This window comes from Streptomyces sp. NBC_01235 (genome assembly GCF_035989285.1).
GTDB lineage: Bacteria > Actinomycetota > Actinomycetes > Streptomycetales > Streptomycetaceae > Streptomyces.
The window spans coordinates 7,535,834-7,555,113 of sequence record NZ_CP108513.1 but is presented as its reverse complement, the minus strand read 5'-3'; the positions used below and the strand labels follow the sequence as shown (position 1 = coordinate 7,555,113).

The following is a 19,280-nucleotide window of genomic DNA, read 5'->3' as shown; positions in this document are numbered from 1 at the left end:
CCCCCAACTCCCCCCGAGGAGGCGCAGAATGCGCTTCAGACACAGAGCCGCGGCAGGGTTCGCGACGCTGTTGCTCCCGCTGGCCGGCCTGGTCGGCCTCGCGAGCCCCGCCCAGGCCGCGAGCACCGCCACCGCCACCTACACCAAGGCCTCGGACTGGGGCACCGGCTTCGAGGGCAGGTGGACGGTGAAGAACACCGGTGCCACCGCCATCAGCTCATGGACCGTCGAGTGGGACTTCCCCGCCGGCACGTCCGTCACCTCCGCCTGGGACGCCGACGTCACGTCCTCCGCCACCCACTGGACCGCCAAGAACAAGTCCTACAACGGCTCCATCGCCCCCGGCGCGTCCGTCTCCTTCGGCTTCAACGGCGCCGGCGCCGGTTCGCCCTCCAACTGCAAGCTCAACGGCGACAGTTGCGACGGCACCACCGTCCCGGGCGACGCCTCCCCCTCCGCTCCCGGCACCCCCACCGCCTCCGCCGTCACCGACACCTCGGTGAAGCTGACCTGGTCCGCCGCCACCGACGACAAGGGCGTCAAGAGCTACGACGTCCTGCGCGACGGCACCAAGGTCGCCACCGTCACGACGACCTCGTACACGGACACCGGCCTGGCCGCCGGCACCGACTACTCCTACACCGTCCAGGCCCGCGACACCGCCGACCAGAGCGGCCCGGTCAGCGCAGCGGTCGCGGTCCACACCACCGGCGGCGGCACCACTCCCCCGTCCACCGGGAACAAGGTGAAACTCGGTTACTTCACCGAGTGGGGCATCTACGGCCGCAACTACAACGTCAAGAACCTGGTGACGTCCGGCTCGGCCGCGAAGATCACGCACATCAACTACGCCTTCGGCAACGTCACGGGCGGCCAGTGCGCGATCGGCGACTCCTACGCCGACTACGACAAGGCCTTCACCGCCGACCAGTCCGTCAGCGGCGTCGCCGACACCTGGGACCAGCCGCTGCGCGGCAACTTCAACCAGCTGCGCCAGCTGAAGGCCAAGTACCCGAACATCAAGGTGCTGTGGTCCTTCGGCGGCTGGACCTGGTCCGGCGGCTTCGCCCAGGCCGCCGCCAACCCGGCCGCCTTCGCGCAGTCCTGCTACAACCTGGTCGAGGACCCGCGCTGGGCCGACGTCTTCGACGGCATCGACATCGACTGGGAGTACCCGAACGCCTGCGGCCTGTCCTGCGACACCTCCGGCGCGGCGGCCTTCAAGAACCTGATGTCCGCGCTGCGCGCCAAGTTCGGCACGGCCAACCTGGTCACCGCGGCCACCACCGCCGACGGCTCCACCGGCGGCAAGATCGACGCGGCCGACTACGCGGGCGCGGCACAGTACGTCAACTGGTACAACGTGATGACGTACGACTTCTTCGGCGCGTGGGCCGCCCAGGGCCCGACCGCCCCGCACTCCCCGCTCACCTCCTACAGCGGCATCCCGACGGCCGGGTTCACCACGGCCGACGCGATGGCCAAGTTCAAGGCGAAGGGTGTCCCCGCGAGCAAGCTGCTCATCGGCATCGGCTTCTACGGCCGCGGCTGGACGGGCGTCACCCAGGACGCCCCGGGCGGCACGGCCACGGGCCCGGCGGCGGGAACGTACGAACAGGGCATCGAGGACTACAAGGTCCTCAAGACGTCCTGCCCGGCCACCGGCACCATCGCCGGCACGGCGTACGCGAAGTGCGGCGGCAACTGGTGGTCCTACGACACCCCCGCCACGATCGCCGGGAAGATGACCTGGGCCAAGAACCAGGGCCTGGGCGGCGCGTTCTTCTGGGAGTTCAGCGGTGACACCGCGGGCGGAGAGCTGGTGAGCGCCATCAACAGCGGGCTGAGCTGACCCTCCGCTCGTTCCGCGCGCCCGTCGCGGCCGGCCTGCGGGCCGGTCCGCGGCGGGCCTTCGCGCGCCCCACACGCCCCCGGCGTCCGCGGCGCGGGGTCACTCGGCTCCACACGGCATGCCGGTCGACCAGGTCCAGGACGGCGTCCGCCGGGGAGTTTCACCGGGGTGCCGACCTCGGCTCTTCCGGCCGCGTGGCCCCTCCGGATCACGGTGACGCCCGGCCCCGACACCCGCACGGTCGTGGTCGGCCAGGAGGACGTCCGACACCCGGCATGTCAGGCGACGTTGACTCGCTGACCGGGCGGGGCCGCCTCCAGCCAGGCGAGGAAACCGGTCAGCGCGTCCTCGCTCATGGCGAGTTCGAGGCGCGTACCCCGGTGCAGACAGACCAGGACGACGGCGTCGGAGAGGAGGGCCAGCTCCTCCTCTCCCTCGGGGAGGCGGCGGCCGGCCACCTCGATCGAGCCGCGCTCCAGGACGCGGCGCGGGCGGTAGGCGTAGGAGAAGACGCGGTACCACTCGATGCGGTCGCCGTTGTAGCGGGCGACACCGTAGCTCCAGCCTTTTCCGCTGGTGTCCGGTTTCTCGGGTACGTCCCAGCGCAGGGAACAGTCGAAGGTGCCGCCCGAGCGCTGGATGAGTCTGCGGCGCAGGCCGAAGACGAACAGCCCCAGCGCCACCAGGGCCACGACGATTCCGCACACAGTCAGAGCGAGGACCATCGACACCGACCTCCTCGTCTCCTAGGTACCGAAAATAGGTAACGGAACGGAAAAAACATCCATATCTGCCTCAGCCGCGGTCGGCTCCGGATTGCTCCGGAGCCGACCGCGGCTGAGTGACGTCATGCAGGCTCGCGCGGGTCAGCGCGTCGCCGCCGCACGCAGTCGTACGTCCGCGCGGCGCTCGGCGGCGGCGTCGCCCTCCGCCTTCGCGCGCTCGAGCTCGCGCTCCACGCGCTGGACGTCGATCTCGTCCGACAGCTCGGCGATCTCGGCCAGCAGCGACAGCTTGTTGTCCGCGAACGAGATGAAACCGCCGTGCACTGCGGCGACGACCGTTCCACCATCACTCGTACGGATGGTCACCGGGCCCGACTCCAGCACACCGAGCAGCGGCTGGTGACCGGGCATGACGCCGATGTCGCCGGACGTGGTGCGCGCGACGACCAGGGTGGCCTCGCCGGACCAGACCTCTCGGTCGGCCGCGACCAGCGCGACGTGCAGCTCAGCAGCCAAGGTGGCTCCTCGGGTCACCACCCGGCGGGTTCTGCCGGGTGTTGGTTACAAGTCTAGTGGGCGTGAGTGAGGGGGCGGGACGCGCCCGCCCCCTCACACCAGTTTCAAAGCTCGGAACTCATCGGCTCCGACGCTCCGGATTCAGGAGACGCCCAGCTCCTTGGCGTTGGCCTTCAGGTCCTCGATGCCACCGCACAGGAAGAACGCCTGCTCCGGGAAGTGGTCGTACTCGCCGTCGATGATCGCGTTGAACGCGGTGATCGACTCGTCCAGCGGGACGTCCGACCCGTCGACGCCGGTGAACTGCTTGGCGACGTGGGTGTTCTGCGACAGGAAGCGCTCCACGCGACGGGCACGGTGGACGGTGAGCTTGTCCTCCTCGCCGAGCTCGTCGATACCGAGGATCGCGATGATGTCCTGGAGGTCCTTGTACTTCTGCAGGACCGTCTTCACGCGCATCGCGGTGTTGTAGTGGTCCGCCGCGATGTAGCGCGGGTCCAGGATGCGGGACGTGGAGTCCAGCGGGTCCACGGCCGGGTAGATGCCCTTCTCGGAGATCGGACGGGACAGAACCGTCGTCGCGTCGAGGTGGGCGAAGGTGGTGGCCGGGGCCGGGTCGGTCAGGTCGTCCGCGGGGACGTAGATCGCCTGCATCGAGGTGATCGAGTGACCACGGGTCGAGGTGATGCGCTCCTGGAGGAGACCCATCTCGTCGGCCAGGTTCGGCTGGTAGCCCACCGCGGAGGGCATACGGCCGAGCAGGGTCGAGACCTCGGAACCGGCCTGGGTGAAGCGGAAGATGTTGTCGATGAAGAACAGCACGTCCTGCTTCTGCACATCGCGGAAGTACTCCGCCATGGTCAGACCGGCCAGGGCCACGCGCAGACGGGTGCCCGGGGGCTCGTCCATCTGGCCGAAGACAAGGGCGGTCTTGTCGATGACGCCCGAGTCCGCCATCTCCTCGATGAGGTCGTTGCCCTCACGGGTGCGCTCGCCGACACCGGCGAACACGGAGACACCGTCGTGGTTGTTGGCGACGCGGTAGATCATCTCCTGGATGAGCACCGTCTTGCCCACGCCGGCACCACCGAACAGACCGATCTTGCCGCCCTTGACGTACGGGGTCAGCAGGTCGATGACCTTGACGCCGGTCTCGAACATCTCGGTCTTCGACTCGAGCTCGTCGAAGTTGGGGGCCTTGCGGTGGATGGACCAGCGCTCGCCCTCGTACTGCTCGTCGACGTTCAGCACCTCACCGAGGGTGTTGAACACCTTGCCCTTGGTGAAGTCGCCGACCGGGACGCTGATGCCCGTGCCGGTGTCGGTGACCGCGGCCTGGCGGACCAGACCGTCGGTGGGCTGCATGGAGATGGTGCGGACCAGGCCGTCACCCAGGTGCTGGGCGACCTCCAGGGTCAGCGTCTTCTTCTCGCCGTCGTTCGCCGGGTCGGCGACCTCGACGTGAAGGGCGTTGTAGATCTCCGGCATGGCGTCGACGGGGAATTCCACGTCGACGACCGGGCCGATGACCCGGGCGACGCGGCCCGTGGCAACGGCCGTCTCAACTGTCGTCGTCATTACCTGTCACTCCCCGCGGTCGCGTCGGCCAGGGCTGCGGAGCCACCGACGATCTCGCTGATTTCCTGGGTGATTTCGGCCTGGCGGGCCGCGTTGGCAAGGCGGGAGAGCGTCTCGATGAGCTCGCCCGCATTGTCGGTGGCCGACTTCATCGCGCGCCGCGTGGCGGCGTGCTTCGAGGCTGCCGACTGGAGGAGAGCGTTGTAGACGCGGCTCTCCACGTAGCGCGGCAGAAGGGCGTCGAGGACGTCCTCCGCCGAGGGCTCGAAGTCGTACAGCGGAAGGATCTCGCCCTTCGGCGCCGCCTCCTGCGCGACCTCGTCGAGGCTGAGCGGCAGCAGACGGTCGTCGAGCGCCGTCTGCGTCATCATCGAGACGAACTCGGTGAAGACGATGTGGATCTCGTCCACGCCGCCGTCCGCCGTGTCCTTCTCGATGGCCTCGATCAGGGGGGCCGCGACCTTCTTGGCGTCCGCGTACGTCGGTTCGTCCGTGAAGCCCGACCACGACTCCGCGACCTTGCGCTCACGGAAGTTGTAGTGCGCGAGACCACGCCGGCCGACGATGTACGTGTCGACCTGCTTGCCCTCGGCCTCGAGGCGCGCCGTCAGCTGCTCCGCGGCCTTGATGGCGTTGGAGTTGAAGGCGCCGGCGAGACCACGGTCGCTCGTCAGGAGCAGCACCGCGGACCGCACGACCGTCTCGGCCTGCGTGGTCAGCGCGTGCTTCGTGTTCGAGCCGGTACCGACCGCCGTGACCGCGCGGGTGAGCTCGGTCGCGTACGGCGCGGAGGCCGCCACCTTGCGCTGCGCCTTGACGACGCGCGAGGCGGCGATCATCTCCATCGCCTTGGTGATCTTCTTGGTCGCGGTGACGGATCGGATGCGACGCTTGTAGACCCGGAGCTGGGCTCCCATGAGTCAGGTCCCTTCCTTACGTCACTTGGCCGCGGCCGGGGCGTCCTCGCCGAGAAGCTTGCCGTCCGAGGTCTCGAACTGCTTCTTGAACTCGGCGATCGCGTCGGCAACAGCGATGAGGGTGTCGTCCGACATCTTCGCGCCCTCCTTGATGGAGGTCATGAGGCCCTGCTCCTTGCGGTGCAGGTACTCCAGGAGCTCCTTCTCGAAGCGGCGGACGTCGGCGACCGGAACGTCGTCCATCTTGCCGGTGGTACCGGCCCACACGGAGACGACCTGGTCCTCGGTCGGCATCGGCTGGTACTGAGGCTGCTTGAGCAGCTCGACCAGTCGCTGACCGCGTTCCAGCTGGGACTTCGACGCGGCGTCCAGGTCGGAACCGAAGGCGGCGAACGCCTCCAGCTCACGGTACTGGGCGAGGTCGAGGCGGAGCCGGCCGGACACCTGCCGCATCGCCTTGTGCTGGGCGGAGCCACCGACGCGGGAGACCGAGATACCGACGTTCAGAGCCGGACGCTGGCCGGCGTTGAACAGGTCGGACTCCAGGAAGCACTGGCCGTCGGTGATGGAGATGACGTTGGTCGGGATGAACGCCGACACGTCGTTCGCCTTGGTCTCGACGATCGGCAGACCCGTCATCGAACCGGCGCCCAGGTCGTCGGAGAGCTTCGCGCAACGCTCCAGCAGGCGGGAGTGCAGGTAGAAGACGTCACCCGGGTAGGCCTCGCGGCCCGGCGGGCGGCGCAGCAGCAGCGACACGGCGCGGTAGGCGTCGGCCTGCTTCGACAGGTCGTCGAAGATGATGAGGACGTGCTTGCCCTCGTACATCCACTGCTGACCGATGGCCGAACCGGTGTACGGCGCCAGGTACTTGAAGCCGGCCGGGTCGGACGCCGGGGCGGCGACGATGGTCGTGTACTCCAGCGCGCCGGCCTCTTCGAGGGCACCACGCACGGAGGCGATGGTCGAGCCCTTCTGGCCGATGGCGACGTAGACGCAGCGGACCTGCTTCTTCACGTCGCCGGAGCGCCAGTTGTCGCGCTGGTTGATGATCGTGTCGACAGCCAGGGCGGTCTTGCCGGTCTGGCGGTCACCGATGATCAGCTGACGCTGGCCACGGCCGATCGGGGTCATCGCGTCGACGGCCTTGTAGCCGGTCTCCATCGGCTCGTGCACCGACTTACGGGCCATGACACCCGGAGCCTGCAGCTCCAGGGCACGGCGGCCGGACGTCTCGATCTCGCCGAGGCCGTCGATCGGGTTGCCGAGCGGGTCGACGACACGGCCGAGGTAGCCCTCGCCGACGGCGACGGACAGGACCTCTCCCGTGCGGGTGACCGGCTGGCCCTCCTCGACGCCGCTGAACTCGCCGAGGATGACGGTACCGATCTCGCGCTCTTCGAGGTTGAGCGCGAGGCCGAGGGTGCCGTCCTCGAACCTCAGCAGTTCGTTGGCCATGGCCGAGGGGAGGCCCTCGACCTTCGCGATGCCGTCGCCGGCAAGGGTGACCGTACCGACCTCCTCGCGCGAGGCCGCGTCCGGCTTGTACGACTGGACAAAGTTCTCCAGCGCGTCCCGGATCTCCTCCGGCCGGATCGTGAGCTCCGCCATCTGGGTTCCCTGCTCTCCTTGTTGGGCCCGAAGTTTCACTTTGGGGGGATGGGGACTCCCCCCTGAAAGAGGTGAATCCTCTGCACGGCCCAACCAGGGCCGCCATCAGTTCGTACTGCGGTCTTGAGTTGCTGCTAGCTCGCCATGCGGCGGGCGGCGTCCTCGATGCGGTCCGCGAGGGATCCGTTGATCACCTCGTCGCCCACCTGCACCCGGATCCCGCCGAGGACCGCGGGGTCCACGTCGAGGTTGAGGTGCATCGGGCGGCCGTAGAGCTTCGCGAGGGCGGCGCCGAGGCGCTGCTTCTGCGGGTCGCTCAGCGGTACCGCCGAGGTGACGACGGCGACCATGCGGTCCCGGCGCTCCGCGGCGAGCTTGGACAGGGACTCGAGGCCCGCTTCCAGGCTACGTCCCCGGGGCGCGGTCACGAGGCGCGTCACCAGACGCTCGGTGGCCGCGTCGGCCCGGCCGCCGAGCAGGCTGCGCAGCAGCTCGCTCTTGGCCGAGACGGTGGCCTTCCGGTCGGTCAGTGCCGCGCGCAGCCCGGTGTTGGAGGAGACGATCCGCCCGAAGCGGAACAGCTCGTCCTCGACGTCATCGAGCGAGCCGGCCTTCTGCGCGGCGGTGAGGTCGGCGATGTTCGCCAGCTCCTCCAGCACGTCCACCAGGTCGCGGGACTGCGACCAGCGGGAACGCACCGTGCCGGACACCAGGTCGGCGGTGGTGCCGCTGATCTGGGTGCCGAGCAGACGCTGGACCAGCTCGGCCTTGGCGTCGCCGGCCTGCGCCGGGTCGGTGAGGACCCGACGCAAGCTGACCTCGCGGTCGAGCAGCGCGGTGACGGCTGCCAGCTCGCCGGCCAGCTGTGCCGCGTCCACGGACGTGGAGTCCGTCAGCGCGTCGAGACGCTCACGGGCTGCTGCGAATGCCTCGCGGCTCGCTCCGTGTGCGGTCATCGAGACGCCTCGGCCTTCTCCTCGAGCTCGTCGAGGAAGCGGTCGATGACGCGGCTCTGGCGGGCGTGGTCCTCGAGGGACTCGCCGACGAGCTTGCCGGCCAGTTCGGTGGCGAGCTTGCCGACGTCCTGACGCAGCGCGGACGCGGCGGCCTTGCGGTCGGCCTCGATCTGGCTGTGTCCGGCGGCGACGATCTCCTCGCGCTGGCGCTGGCCTTCCGCGCGCATCTCGGTGATGAGCGTGGCGCCCTGCTCCTGCGCCTCCTGGCGCAGCCGCGCGGCCTCGTGACGGGCCTCGGCGAGCTGGGCCTTGTACTGCTCCAGAACGCTCTGCGCCTCGGTCCGAGCGATCTCGGCCTGTTCGATCCCGCCCTCGATGGCGTCGCGACGCTCTTCCAGAACCTTGTTGATGTTCGGAAGGAGCTTCTTGCCCAGGACGAAGAACACGATCGCGAAGGCGATCAGACCGATGACGAGCTCGGGGATCTCCGGGATCAGAGGATTCTGGGACTCCTCCTCAGCCGCGAGTTGCAGCAAGGGCGAGATCACATCAGTTCCTTCCGTGGAATTCTCTCGTCGACCGAGACCGTCAGGCAGACGGGTAGACGAAGCCCATGACCAGACCGATCAGGGCGAGCGCCTCACAGAGGACGAAGCCGAGGATCTGGTTCTGGCGGATCAGGCCGGCGGCCTCGGGCTGGCGGGCCAGCGCCTGGGTGCCGTTACCGAAGATGATGCCAACGCCGACGCCGGGGCCGATGGCCGCGAGACCGTAGCCGATGGCAGCGAGGTTGCCCTTGATTTCGACCGCGGCGAGGGTGTCGAGAGCGGACATGCCGTAACTTCCTTCTCTTTACACAGGCCGGTGGGGGTTGGCCACCGGAAGTTCAGGGGATGGTGATCTGGGTGCTCAGTGGTGCTCGGCGAGCGCGCCCTGGATGTAGCTGCAGGACAGGAGGATGAAGACGTAGGCCTGGAGGGCCTGGATGAACAGCTCGAAGACGGTCATCACGATGACCATCAGGAACGAGACCGCCGAGTAGGCGATGCCGATGCCGTTGAGCAGGTACCAGGTTCCGATGGTGAAGATCAGGATCAGCACGTGCCCGGCGAACATGTTGGCGAAGAGCCGGACGGCGTGCGTGAAGGGCCGGATGAACACGTTCGACAGGAACTCGAAGAACATGACCATCGGGAACACGGGGCCGAGCGAACGGTCGTAGCCGGTGATGTTCTTGAAGCCGCCGACGAAGCCGTGGCGCTTGAACGTGATGCTCATCCACAGGACGTAGACGAGGGCGGCGAGACCGGCCGGGAAGGCGATGACCGCGGTGGCCGGGAACTGGGCGACCGGGACGATCGACCAGAGGTTCATGATCCAGATGAAGAAGAACAGCGCGAACATCAGCGGGACGTACTTCTCGCCCTCGCGCTTGCCGATCGTCTCGTAGACGACACCGCGGCGTACGAAGTCGTAGCCCGCCTCGCCGACCATCTGGAGCTTGCCCGGAACCAGCTTCGGCTTGTTGAAGGCGGCCCAGAAGAATCCGATGACGAGGACGGTGCTCACCAGCGAGAGCAGCATCGGCTTGTTGAATTCGATGCCGCCGACGGTGAACAGCGGCTCGAACATGAACGAGTGCAGGCCGGGGGTCGGGAAACCGCACCCGTCGAAAATATGACAGTCGGTCTCGAAGGCGAGCGTCTTGGCGTTACTCACCGCGAGCTCCTTCAGCGTGGCGCATGGGTACGGCAACCTCGATGTGTCGGCGCGGCCTGCGACCGCGGGACGGCACTGGACTGGACTTGCGGATAAGGGGGCGGCGACTGGGCTCCGAACCGTGAGACGTCACAGGCACGACTGCCGCCCGCGCCAGCTCTGCCGCAGTTGTGGCGAGACCATAGCAAAAGAGCGGAAGTCCCTTTACACCGGCCCTACAGGTCACGACGACGTCCGAGCGGAATCCGGCTCGACGTAGAGGATCTTTGCTTTCATGTGCGATCGCACCTGAGCCGCCATCCACACCAGGGTGGACGCGAGCAGCGTGAAGGCGAAGCATTTCGGATTGAAGGCCGAGGTCCCCTTGAACGTGATCAGCAGGATCATCAGCAGAAGGATCTGGGTGGTGTAGAGCAACAGCCCCATCGACTGGAAGAGATGGGGAAGCTGGCGCGCGGTGCGCAGCAGCACCACCAGTCCGCTGCTCATGAACAGCAGGACGAGTACCGCGCCGAACACGGCGCCGAGCGCTCCCTTGCCGCCGGCAACGGCGGCGCTCACCGCGACTCCCGCCACACCCGCGAGCGCGGTGGGCAGGGCACAGTGCAGGAGCGTTCGTACGTCGTTGGACTGCATGGCGGCAACTCCGCATTCAAGGGGGGCAGGTGTCGTCATGGACGAGCGTAGTCCCGGCCCGAGGGGCGAGAGACCTCACGCCACCTCGCTCCAACGGACCGTCGTACTGCGGCCCTTCGGCTCTATCCGGGGGTTCTCGTGAACCGTATCACAAACTATTTGATGAGGTCTTTACCTGGAAGGTGTGCTCGCTGTCACACATGAGAGTGACAGCGCGCGTCTGTGCAGAACCCGGGGGAGCTTGTCTGGTAATGGGGGACTTTGCCCACCCCCGGTTCTCCCACGACTTGGCAATGCTCTAGTCAGATTCTTACCTTGGAGCTTCGTCGGCCACCGATCGCGGTCGCCCCGTTGGTACCCGTCACACCCGCCGGGACCGGCGTCTGCTGCTGCTCCCGCTCTTCCTGTTCCGCCTGCTTCTCCGGGTCCTCGGCAACGGCGGCGGCACGCACGGCGGGCTGCTCCAGCGTGGCTGCCGCGGTGGCCCGGCGGCGGCGGTAACGCGGCGGGACGAAGGCCTCCGCCCAGCGCGGCGCACGCGGCGTGAAGCGCGGCAGCAGAAGCAGCGCCAGACCGATCGCACTGAGGAACACGACACCCAGGACGATCCACATGGACGCCGAGTTGACCGAGTAGGCGAGCGCGCCGAACCCGATCAGCGCCGACCAGAAGTACATGATCAGCACCGCGCGGCTGTGCGAGTGGCCGATCTCCAGGAGCCGGTGGTGCAGGTGCCCGCGGTCCGCCGCGAACGGCGACTTGCCGCGCCAGGTACGGCGCACGATCGCCAGGATGAGGTCGGCGGCCGGGATCGCGATGATCGTCAGCGGCATCAGCAGCGGGATGTAGACCGGCACCATCTGGTGGACGGCGTTGCGCTCGGACCCGGAGAACAGCTTCATCACATCGGGGTCGACCTGGCCCGTGACGGAGATCGCGCCCGCGGCCAGCACCAGCCCGATCAGCATCGAGCCCGAGTCGCCCATGAAGATCCGCGCCGGATGCATGTTGTGCGGCAGGAAGCCCAGGCACATGCCCATCAGGATCGCCGCGAACAGCGTCGCCGGGGCGGCGGCCTCGATGCCGTACGAGTACCAGATGCGGTAGGCGTACATGAAGAACGCGGCCGCCGCGATGCACACCATGCCGGCGGCGAGACCGTCGAGGCCGTCCACGAAGTTGACCGCGTTGATGGTGATGACGACCAGGGCCACTGTCAGCAGGGTCCCCTGCCACTGGGTCAGCGCGACCGTGCCCACGGTCGGGATGGGCAGCCACAGGATCGTCAGACCCTGCATCACCATCACGCCCGCGGCGATCATCTGGGCGCCCAGCTTGATCAGGGCGTCGATCTCGAACTTGTCGTCCAGCACGCCGATGAGCCAGATCAGCGCGGCCCCCGACAGCAGGGCGCGCGGCTCGTTCGACTTCTCGAAGACCTCGTTGAGGTTGGTGAGATGGTCGGCGACCAGCAGGCCCGCGCACAGGCCGAAGAACATGGCGATCCCACCGAGCCGCGGAGTGGGTTCCCGGTGCACGTCACGGGCCCTGATCTGCGGCATCGCTCCGGCCACGATCGCGAACTTCCGTACCGGCCCAGTCAGCAGATACGTCACCGCGGCCGTGATGCAGAGCGTCAGCAGGTATTCACGCACAGGCTTCCCCACAGGTCTCGCTGGCCATCTCAGTCCCACACCCTAGCGATCGACTCCTACACGGCGCATATGTGTGAGGACTTCCGGGTAGTGACGATGGTTTCACGTGAGGCTGTGTGAAGGCGCGTACAGGGGGTGCGCCCGAGGGTGTGCACGGGGCGCGCCTACCCCGGTTCAGCCCGGATACGGCGGAAACGCCAGGCTCAGCTCGCGCACTTCCTCGCGGGCCTTCTTGCCATCGATCTCGTCCCGCAGCACCCCCGCCAGCAGCACCGCGACCCGCTTCATCTCCTGCTCCCCCATGCCCTGCGTGGTCACCGCGGCGGTGCCCAGGCGCAGGCCACGGGCGTGGTCGTGCGGCAGCGCGCAGCAGTCCAGCACCATCCCGGCGGCCGCGAGCAGGCCGCGCGCGGTGCGCCCGTCGACGCCGAGGGGCGTGGAGTCGGCGGTGATGAGGTGGGTGTCGGTCCCGCCGGTCGTGACGGCCAGCCCCTCCGCCTCCAGAGCTGCGGCGAGAACCCTCGCGTTGGCGACCACCTGATGGGCGTACGCGGTGAACGCCGGGGTGGCCGCCTCGCCGAACGCGACCGCCTTGGCGGCGATGGTGTGCATCTGCGCGCCGCCCTGCGTGAACGGGAACACCGCCCGGTCCACCCGTTCCGCGAGCTCGCCGCCGCAGAGGATCATCCCGCCGCGCGGCCCGCGCAGCACCTTGTGCGTGGTGGCGCAAACGATGTCGGCGTACGGCACCGGGCTGGGCGCCGCTCCCCCGGCGACGAGGCCGATGGGGTGGGCGGCGTCGGCGATGAGATAGGCGCCGACCTCGTCGGCCACGTCCCGGAAGAAGGCGTAGTCCAGGTGGCGCGGGTAGGCGATGGACCCGCACACGATCGCCTTGGGCCGATGGCTGCCGGCCAGCGTCCGCACCTGGTCGTAGTCGATGAGGCCGGTCTCCGCGTCCACCCCGTAGGGCACGAAGTCGAACCAGCGCCCGGAGAAGTTCGCCGGCGATCCGTGCGTGAGATGACCGCCGTACGGCAGCCCGAGAGCGAGGACGGTGTCGCCGGGCCGCAGCAGAGCGGCATAGGCGGCCAGCACCGCGGAAGAGCCCGAGTGGGCCTGGACGTTGGCGTGTTCGGCGCCGAACAACGTCCTGGCGCGGTCCACGGCGATGCGCTCGGCGACGTCGACGATCTCGCAGCCGCCGTGGTAGCGGGCCCCCGGGTACCCCTCCGCGTACTTGTTGGCGAGGGGCGAGCCGAGTGCGGCGAGCACGGCGGGCGAGGTGAAGTTCTCGGCGGCGATCAGCTGCAGCGTCGTCGACTGCCGCTCCCGTTCCCCGAGCAGGATCTCGGCCAGCTCGGGGTCCTGCCGGCGCAGGACATCGGCCTCGGGGACATGGGTGACCGACATGTTGCACTCCGGGCGTCGACGGTGACGTACGTCCAATGTAGGCCCGAGGTGGTCGAGGTGCGCGGATTGTCACCTCCACGCGGGCACCGATCCCCGCCCCGCCTCCCGTACGCGCGGGCACACCCGTCGGCGCCCCGCCTCAAGTACGCGCGGGCACACCCGTCAGCGCCGTCACCACCGGGTCCAGTGCCTGGTGTATCTCGTCCCCGATCGAGCGGAAGAACGGCAGGGGTGCCCCGTACGGGTCGTAGACCTCGTCCGCCTCCAGGGTCGGGGCCAGGAGCCACCCGCGTAGAGCCGCCGCCGCGCGGACCAGCGCCCGGGCGCGCATGACCACGCCCTCGTCCAGCGGGGGCAGCGTGGCGGGGTCGATGGCGTTCACCAGGCGGGTGAACTCCTTGAGGGTGAAGGTGCGCAGGCCCGCCGAGTGGCCCATGGAGATGACCTGGGCGCGGTGGTCACGGGTCGCCGTCAGGACCAGGTCGGCCATGATGACGTGCTCGTCGAGAAGCTCGCGGCCGGTGAACCCGGACGCGTCCGCGCCGAAGTCGGCCAGCACGGTCTCCGCGTTGGCCTCCATCGGCGCGCCCTCGTGGCCCCAGGTTCCCGCGCTCTCCACGATCAGCCCGCCGCCCAGCACCCCGAGCCGCTGCGACACGAAATGCCGGGTCAGCCGCTCGGTGATCGGCGAGCGGCAGACGTTGCCGGTGCTGACGTGGAGGATGCGGAAGGTGTCGCGCGGAAACCCGAACGTCGTCGTCTGTTCCGCGGCACGTTCCCCGTTGCCTATGCCACGCCCCGCGTCAGGGGCTGTCAATTCGCCACCTCGAGGTCGGGTACGACCTTCCGCAGCTCGTCCGCGGAGATCGCGCCCTCACGCAGCAGCAGCGGCACCCCTCGGCTGACGTCGACGATCGACGAGGGGACGTTGCCGGGGGTCGGGCCGCCGTCGAGGTAGACGGAGACGGAGTCGCCGAGCATCTCCTGCGCGTAGTCGCAGTTCTCCGGCGCCGGGTGGCCGGTGAGGTTGGCGGAGGAGACCGCCATCGGGCCGACCTCCGTCAGCAGCTCGATGGCGACCGGGTGCAGGGGCATCCGCACGGCGACCGTGCCGCGGGTGTCGCCCAGGTCCCACTGGAGGGACGGCTGGTGCTTGGCGACCAGCGTCAGCGCGCCCGGCCAGAACGCGTCGACCAGCTCCCAGGCCAGCTCGGAGAAGTCCGTGACGAGGCCGTGCAGCGTGTTCGGGGAGCCGATGAGGACGGGGGTGGGCATGTTGCGGCCCCGGCCCTTGGCCTCCAGCAGGTCGGCGACGGCCTCCGAGGAGAACGCGTCGGCGCCGATCCCGTACACCGTGTCGGTCGGGAGGACCACGAGCTCGCCTCGGCGGACGGCGGACGCGGCCTCGCGCAGACCGGTCACACGGTCGGTCGCGTCGTTGGTGTCGTATCGCCGTGCCATTTAGCGAGCCTCCTCGTACACGAAGTACCTGTGCGCGTACTCGTACGTGTACTCGCACGCGTACTGCTGCGGGTCGAAAGTATGGGGCGCGCTCACGGCATCGCCCTGCGGGCGGTGGCGAAGCGCGGACGGTTGTTGAGGTCGGGGTGGTCGGCCGCGTCGGCCCAGCCCCGCTCCTCGGTGAAGATCCACGGCACCTGGCCGCCCTGCGTGTCGGCGTGCTCGATGACGACGACACCGCCGGGACGCAGCAGCCGGTGCGCGGTGCGCTCGATGCCACGGATCAGGTCGAGGCCGTCCTCCCCCGAGAACAGGGCGAGTTCGGGATCGTAGTCCCGGGCCTCCGGCGCCACGTACTCCCACTCCGTGAGCGGGATGTACGGCGGGTTGGAGATGACCAGGTCGACCTGGCCGTCGAGGTCGTGGAAGGCGTCCAGGGCGTCTCCCTGACGCAGGTCGACCCTGGACCCCTCCATGTTCTTGCGCGTCCACCTGAGGGCGTCCTCGGACAGCTCCACGGCGTGCACGCGGGAGCGCGGGACCTCCTGGGCGAGGGCGAGGGCGATGGCCCCGCTGCCGGTGCACAGGTCGACGATGCGGGGCTCGACGACGTCCATGGCGCGTACGGCGTCTATGGCCCAGCCGACCACGGCCTCGGTCTCGGGACGGGGCACGAAGACTCCGGGCCCGACCTGGAGTTCCAGGTACCGGAAGAAGGCCCGCCCGGTGATGTGCTGGAGCGGCTCGCGCTGCTCGCGCCGGGCGATGACCTCCCAGTAGCGGGCGTCGAAGTCGGAGTTCTTCACGGAGTGGAGTTCACCGCGCTTCACGCCGTGCACGAACGCGGCGAGCTCCTCCGCGTCGTTGCGCGGCGAGGGCACGCCGGCGTCGGCCAGCCGCTGGGTGGCCTGGGCCACCTCTGCGAGCAGCAGGTTCACGCAAGTCCTCCGGTACTCGGTACTTCTGCGACGTGCCTCAGGCGGCTGCGAGCTTGGCGGCCGAGTCCGCGTCGACGCAGGCCTGGATCACCGCGTCGAGGTCGCCGTCCAGGACCTGGTCCAGGTTGTACGACTTGAAGCCGACACGGTGGTCCGAGATGCGGTTCTCCGGGAAGTTGTACGTACGGATCTTCTCGGAGCGGTCGACGGTGCGGACCTGGCTGCGGCGGGCGTCGGCGGCCTCCCGCTCCGCTTCCTCCTGCGCCGCCGCGAGCAGCCTGGAGCGCAGGATACGCATCGCCTGCTCCTTGTTCTGCAGCTGGCTCTTCTCGTTCTGGCAGGAGGCGACGACTCCGGTGGGAATGTGCGTGATGCGCACGGCGGAGTCGGTGGTGTTGACGGACTGTCCGCCGGGCCCGGAGGACCGGTACACGTCGATGCGGAGGTCGTTGGCGTTGATCTCGACGTCGACCTCCTCCGCCTCGGGCGTCACGAGCACACCGGCGGCGGAGGTGTGGATCCGCCCCTGGGACTCGGTCGCGGGCACCCGCTGCACGCGGTGCACGCCGCCCTCGTACTTGAGCCGCGCCCACACGCCCTGCCCGGGCTCGGTGGCGCCCTGCCCGCCCTTGGTCTTCACGGCGACCTGGACGTCCTTGTAGCCGCCCAGCTCGGACTCGGTGGCGTCGATGATCTCGGTCTTCCAGCCGACGCGCTCGGCGTACCGCAGGTACATGCGCAGCAGGTCGCCGGCGAACAGCGCGGACTCGTCACCGCCCGCGCCCGCCTTGATCTCCAGGATGACGTCCTTGTCGTCGGACGGGTCCCGGGGCACGAGCAGCAGCCGCAGCTTCTCCGTCAGTTCCTCGCGCTGCTTGTCCAGCACCTTGACCTCGGCGGCGAAGTCGGGGTCGTCGACGGCGAATTCACGCGCGGTCTCGATGTCGTCGCCGGTCTGCTTCCAGGAGCGGTACGTGGCGACGATCGGGGTGAGCTCGGCGTAGCGCTTGTTCAGCTTGCGCGCGTTGGCCTGGTCGGAGTGGACCGACGGGTCGGCGAGCTTCTTCTCCAGGTCGGCGTGCTCACCGAGCAGCTCCTCGACGGCCTCGAACATGGTGGGCTCCTGATGACGTACGTGGGGGAAGGGCGGGCGACCAAAAACGCCGGTCCCGGTGTGTCCCTGGGCGGGGACACGACCGTGGACCGGCGAAATGGGGCTCGCTACTTCTTGGAGCCTGCGGCGGCCTTGCCGAAGCGGGCCTCGAAGCGGGCCACACGGCCACCGGTGTCGAGGATCTTCTGCTTGCCCGTGTAGAACGGGTGGCACTCGGAGCAGACGTCGGCGCGGATGGAACCGCTCTCGATCGTGCTACGGGTGGTGAACGACGCGCCACAGGTGCAGCTGACCTGCGTCTCGACGTACTCGGGGTGGATGTCGCGCTTCAAGGTGTCTCCTAGTTTCGGGAGGGCGCCGGGTCGCTGCCGCGGGATACGACAAACGTGAACCGGAGCCGACGTACCAGTCTGCCAGGACTGGCCGCATCCCCCAAAACCGGGGGGCGGGGGGATCTATTCCCGGGGGACCGGGAGCGGGAGGTCGTGGGGATGAGTTACGAGCTGCGGGCCGTGATCGCCGGCCGGGAGACGCTGCGGGACGTCATGGGGGACCTGCCCGCCGCGCGGTCGGCGGCGCTCGGTCAGGGCCTGTCGCTGATGCCGATGACGGACGGCCTCTTCGACTCGGTCACCGACGGCGACGGTGACCGCCCCCTCGGGTTCTGGTCGCTGCCCAGCGGCTTCGACGGCCGTCTCGCCGACTGGTCGGCCGTCGGGCCGGTCGCCTACCTGGAGGCCGAGTACTTCGGGGGCGTGGGCGAGCAGCGTGCGGCCGTGTGGGCCGACGGCGCTCTCGTGCTGGGGCCCCTGGGCGTGGCGGAGGGGGAGCGCTTCCCCGAGGACGGCAGCCCGATCTCCCGGGCCCTGCGCCGGCTGGGCGCGACCGCGCACGGCGACGAGGACGAGTTCTCGGCCGTCGGGCTGCACCGCCACCGTCACAGCTCGGGCTGGGTCTCCTGACCCCCGCCCCTCACGACGACGTCACGACCCCCGCCGCCTCGCCCGTGGCATTCCCCTCGGTGGCTGTCTTCGGGATGGGCTGGTCGTTCTTGAGGGCCGTCCAGACCTGTTTGGCCTTCGCCTCGGAGACGATGACGCGGTTGGGGTTGGACGGGTCGTACTGGACCGGCATCGTGACCATGTTCATGTTGGCCGCGCTGATGCCCTTGAGGCCGTTCGCGAAGGACATCAGGGAGTTCAGGGAGCCGAGGTCGGAGTCGGTCGTGACGGCCTTGGTGGCGGTGTTGGCCAGGTCGTACAGCTTCGTGCCGCTGGTGAACAGGCCGATGTGCTTGACCTGGTTGACCAGCGCCTTGATGAAGGCCTGCTGAAGCTGGATGCGGCCGAGGTCGGAGCCGTCGCCGACGCCGTGCCGGGTGCGGACCAGGCCGAGGGCCTGCTCGCCGGTGAGGGTGTGCGTGCCGGCCTTGAGGTTCAGGTGGCTGTCGGGGTCCTTGATGGCCTTGGTCGTGGTGACCTGGACGCCGCCGAGCTCGTCGATGAGCTTCTCGAAGCCCGAGAAGTCGACCTCCAGGTAGTGGTCCATGCGGACGCCGCTGATCGACTCCACCGTCTTCACCGCGCAGGCCGCGCCGCCCGTCGAGTACGCCGAGTTGAACATCACGTCGGACGCGGCGTCGTGGGTGACGCCCTTCGTGTCGGTGCACGCCGGGCGGTCTACGAGGGTGTCGCGCGGTATGGAGACCACGCTGGCCTTCTTGTGGCCCTCGTACACGTGGATGATCATCGCCGTGTCGGAGCGGGCACTGCCGTCGTCGGTGCCGCCGCCCAGCTTCTTGTTGGAGCCCGAGCGGGTGTCCGAGCCGAGGACGAGGATGTTCTCGGAGCCGTTGTCGACCTTGGTCGGCCGGTCGGTGCCCAGAGCCTGGTCGATGTCGACGCTCTTGATGTTGCCGTTGAGCTTGAAGTACAGGTAGCCCGCGCCCGTGCCGCCCAGCACCACGATGCCCGCGGCGGTCCACGCGGCGATCAGCAGCCCCTTGCGCCTGCCCCGCTCCTTGCGGTGGCGCGGACCGTTGCTGCCGGCCGCCCCGCTCGTTGTGCCGGCCTCACCCGGTATGCCGGGCTCCGACGTGCTCTCGGCGGACATGTGCTCCTCTGTTCTCGTGGAACCTCACCATCGTCACTCCGTCAGGTCAGACGGGGAAACTCGGGACAGGGTTGCAC

Annotated in this window: 20 protein-coding genes; 2 read left to right on the top strand and 18 right to left on the bottom strand. The window is 68.9% G+C overall.

The window, feature by feature from the left end:
• The first annotated feature begins 28 nt into the window (after positions 1–28).
• Positions 29–1,852 (top strand): glycoside hydrolase family 18 chitinase, encoded by a 1,824-nt coding sequence (locus tag OG289_RS34135; RefSeq protein ID WP_327317890.1) that lies wholly within the window; start codon positions 29–31, stop codon positions 1,850–1,852.
• Between the two features lie 278 nt (positions 1,853–2,130).
• On the opposite strand, the gene OG289_RS34130 is transcribed toward OG289_RS34135, so the two are convergent.
• From OG289_RS34130 to rpmE, 17 genes are all read right to left on the bottom strand, one after another.
• Positions 2,131–2,577, bottom strand: a complete 447-nt coding sequence (locus OG289_RS34130; protein ID WP_093776493.1) for a DUF2550 domain-containing protein — start codon at positions 2,575–2,577, stop codon at positions 2,131–2,133.
• A gap of 141 nt (positions 2,578–2,718) precedes the next feature.
• Positions 2,719–3,093: a F0F1 ATP synthase subunit epsilon gene (locus tag OG289_RS34125; protein WP_079659511.1), complete on the bottom strand. Its 375-nt coding sequence runs from the start codon at positions 3,091–3,093 to the stop codon at positions 2,719–2,721.
• 141 nt (positions 3,094–3,234) lie between these two features.
• Positions 3,235–4,671, bottom strand: coding sequence for a F0F1 ATP synthase subunit beta (gene atpD / locus OG289_RS34120; RefSeq protein ID WP_327317889.1), 1,437 nt, complete (start codon positions 4,669–4,671; stop codon positions 3,235–3,237).
• Complete coding sequence (locus tag OG289_RS34115; RefSeq protein ID WP_327317888.1) at positions 4,671–5,588, bottom strand: F0F1 ATP synthase subunit gamma; 918 nt, start codon at positions 5,586–5,588, stop codon at positions 4,671–4,673. The genes atpD and OG289_RS34115 overlap by 1 nt, the downstream gene beginning before the upstream one ends.
• A gap of 21 nt (positions 5,589–5,609) precedes the next feature.
• Positions 5,610–7,199 carry a F0F1 ATP synthase subunit alpha gene (atpA, locus tag OG289_RS34110; protein WP_327317887.1) on the bottom strand — a complete coding sequence of 530 codons (1,590 nt, stop codon included), beginning with the start codon at positions 7,197–7,199 and terminating at the stop codon, positions 5,610–5,612.
• Positions 7,200–7,333: 134 nt separating this feature from the next.
• On the bottom strand, positions 7,334–8,155 hold the full coding sequence (locus OG289_RS34105; RefSeq protein WP_327317886.1) for a F0F1 ATP synthase subunit delta: 822 nt from the start codon (positions 8,153–8,155) through the stop codon (positions 7,334–7,336).
• On the bottom strand, positions 8,152–8,700 hold the full coding sequence (locus tag OG289_RS34100) for a F0F1 ATP synthase subunit B (RefSeq protein WP_442819113.1): 549 nt from the start codon (positions 8,698–8,700) through the stop codon (positions 8,152–8,154). The genes OG289_RS34105 and OG289_RS34100 overlap by 4 nt, the downstream gene beginning before the upstream one ends.
• A gap of 43 nt (positions 8,701–8,743) precedes the next feature.
• Positions 8,744–8,989 carry an ATP synthase F0 subunit C gene (gene atpE, locus OG289_RS34095; protein WP_067259277.1) on the bottom strand — a complete coding sequence of 82 codons (246 nt, stop codon included), beginning with the start codon at positions 8,987–8,989 and terminating at the stop codon, positions 8,744–8,746.
• A 75-nt stretch (positions 8,990–9,064) separates the two neighbouring features.
• The gene (gene atpB / locus OG289_RS34090; RefSeq protein ID WP_327317884.1) at positions 9,065–9,874 is read right to left on the bottom strand and encodes a F0F1 ATP synthase subunit A; all 810 of its coding nucleotides are present in this window, start codon (positions 9,872–9,874) and stop codon (positions 9,065–9,067) included.
• Positions 9,875–10,096: 222 nt separating this feature from the next.
• Positions 10,097–10,510: a hypothetical protein gene (locus OG289_RS34085; protein ID WP_327317882.1), complete on the bottom strand. Its 414-nt coding sequence runs from the start codon at positions 10,508–10,510 to the stop codon at positions 10,097–10,099.
• Between the two features lie 302 nt (positions 10,511–10,812).
• Positions 10,813–12,165 carry an MraY family glycosyltransferase gene (locus tag OG289_RS34080; protein ID WP_327317881.1) on the bottom strand — a complete coding sequence of 451 codons (1,353 nt, stop codon included), beginning with the start codon at positions 12,163–12,165 and terminating at the stop codon, positions 10,813–10,815.
• Positions 12,166–12,339: 174 nt separating this feature from the next.
• Positions 12,340–13,578 (bottom strand): serine hydroxymethyltransferase, encoded by a 1,239-nt coding sequence (gene glyA, locus OG289_RS34075; protein ID WP_327317879.1) that lies wholly within the window; start codon positions 13,576–13,578, stop codon positions 12,340–12,342.
• 139 nt (positions 13,579–13,717) lie between these two features.
• Entirely contained in the window at positions 13,718–14,395 is a 678-nt protein-coding gene (locus OG289_RS34070) for an arsenate reductase/protein-tyrosine-phosphatase family protein (protein WP_069769946.1), read from the bottom strand.
• Complete coding sequence (locus OG289_RS34065) at positions 14,392–15,039, bottom strand: L-threonylcarbamoyladenylate synthase (protein ID WP_327317878.1); 648 nt, start codon at positions 15,037–15,039, stop codon at positions 14,392–14,394. Before OG289_RS34065 ends, OG289_RS34070 begins: the two co-directional genes overlap by 4 nt.
• A gap of 92 nt (positions 15,040–15,131) precedes the next feature.
• A complete protein-coding gene (prmC, locus tag OG289_RS34060) occupies positions 15,132–15,977 on the bottom strand; it encodes a peptide chain release factor N(5)-glutamine methyltransferase (protein WP_327317877.1) in 846 nt (281 codons plus the stop codon).
• 37 nt (positions 15,978–16,014) lie between these two features.
• Positions 16,015–17,091, bottom strand: a complete 1,077-nt coding sequence (gene prfA, locus OG289_RS34055; RefSeq protein ID WP_327317876.1) for a peptide chain release factor 1 — start codon at positions 17,089–17,091, stop codon at positions 16,015–16,017.
• 107 nt (positions 17,092–17,198) lie between these two features.
• Complete coding sequence (gene rpmE, locus OG289_RS34050) at positions 17,199–17,423, bottom strand: 50S ribosomal protein L31 (RefSeq protein WP_189919687.1); 225 nt, start codon at positions 17,421–17,423, stop codon at positions 17,199–17,201.
• Between the two features lie 159 nt (positions 17,424–17,582).
• Here rpmE and OG289_RS34045 point away from each other — a divergent pair, with 159 nt between their 5' ends.
• Positions 17,583–18,053 carry a hypothetical protein gene (locus OG289_RS34045; protein WP_327317875.1) on the top strand — a complete coding sequence of 157 codons (471 nt, stop codon included), beginning with the start codon at positions 17,583–17,585 and terminating at the stop codon, positions 18,051–18,053.
• Between the two features lie 10 nt (positions 18,054–18,063).
• On the opposite strand, the gene OG289_RS34040 is transcribed toward OG289_RS34045, so the two are convergent.
• Positions 18,064–19,203 carry an LCP family protein gene (locus OG289_RS34040; protein WP_327317874.1) on the bottom strand — a complete coding sequence of 380 codons (1,140 nt, stop codon included), beginning with the start codon at positions 19,201–19,203 and terminating at the stop codon, positions 18,064–18,066.
• Positions 19,204–19,280 lie beyond the last annotated feature (77 nt).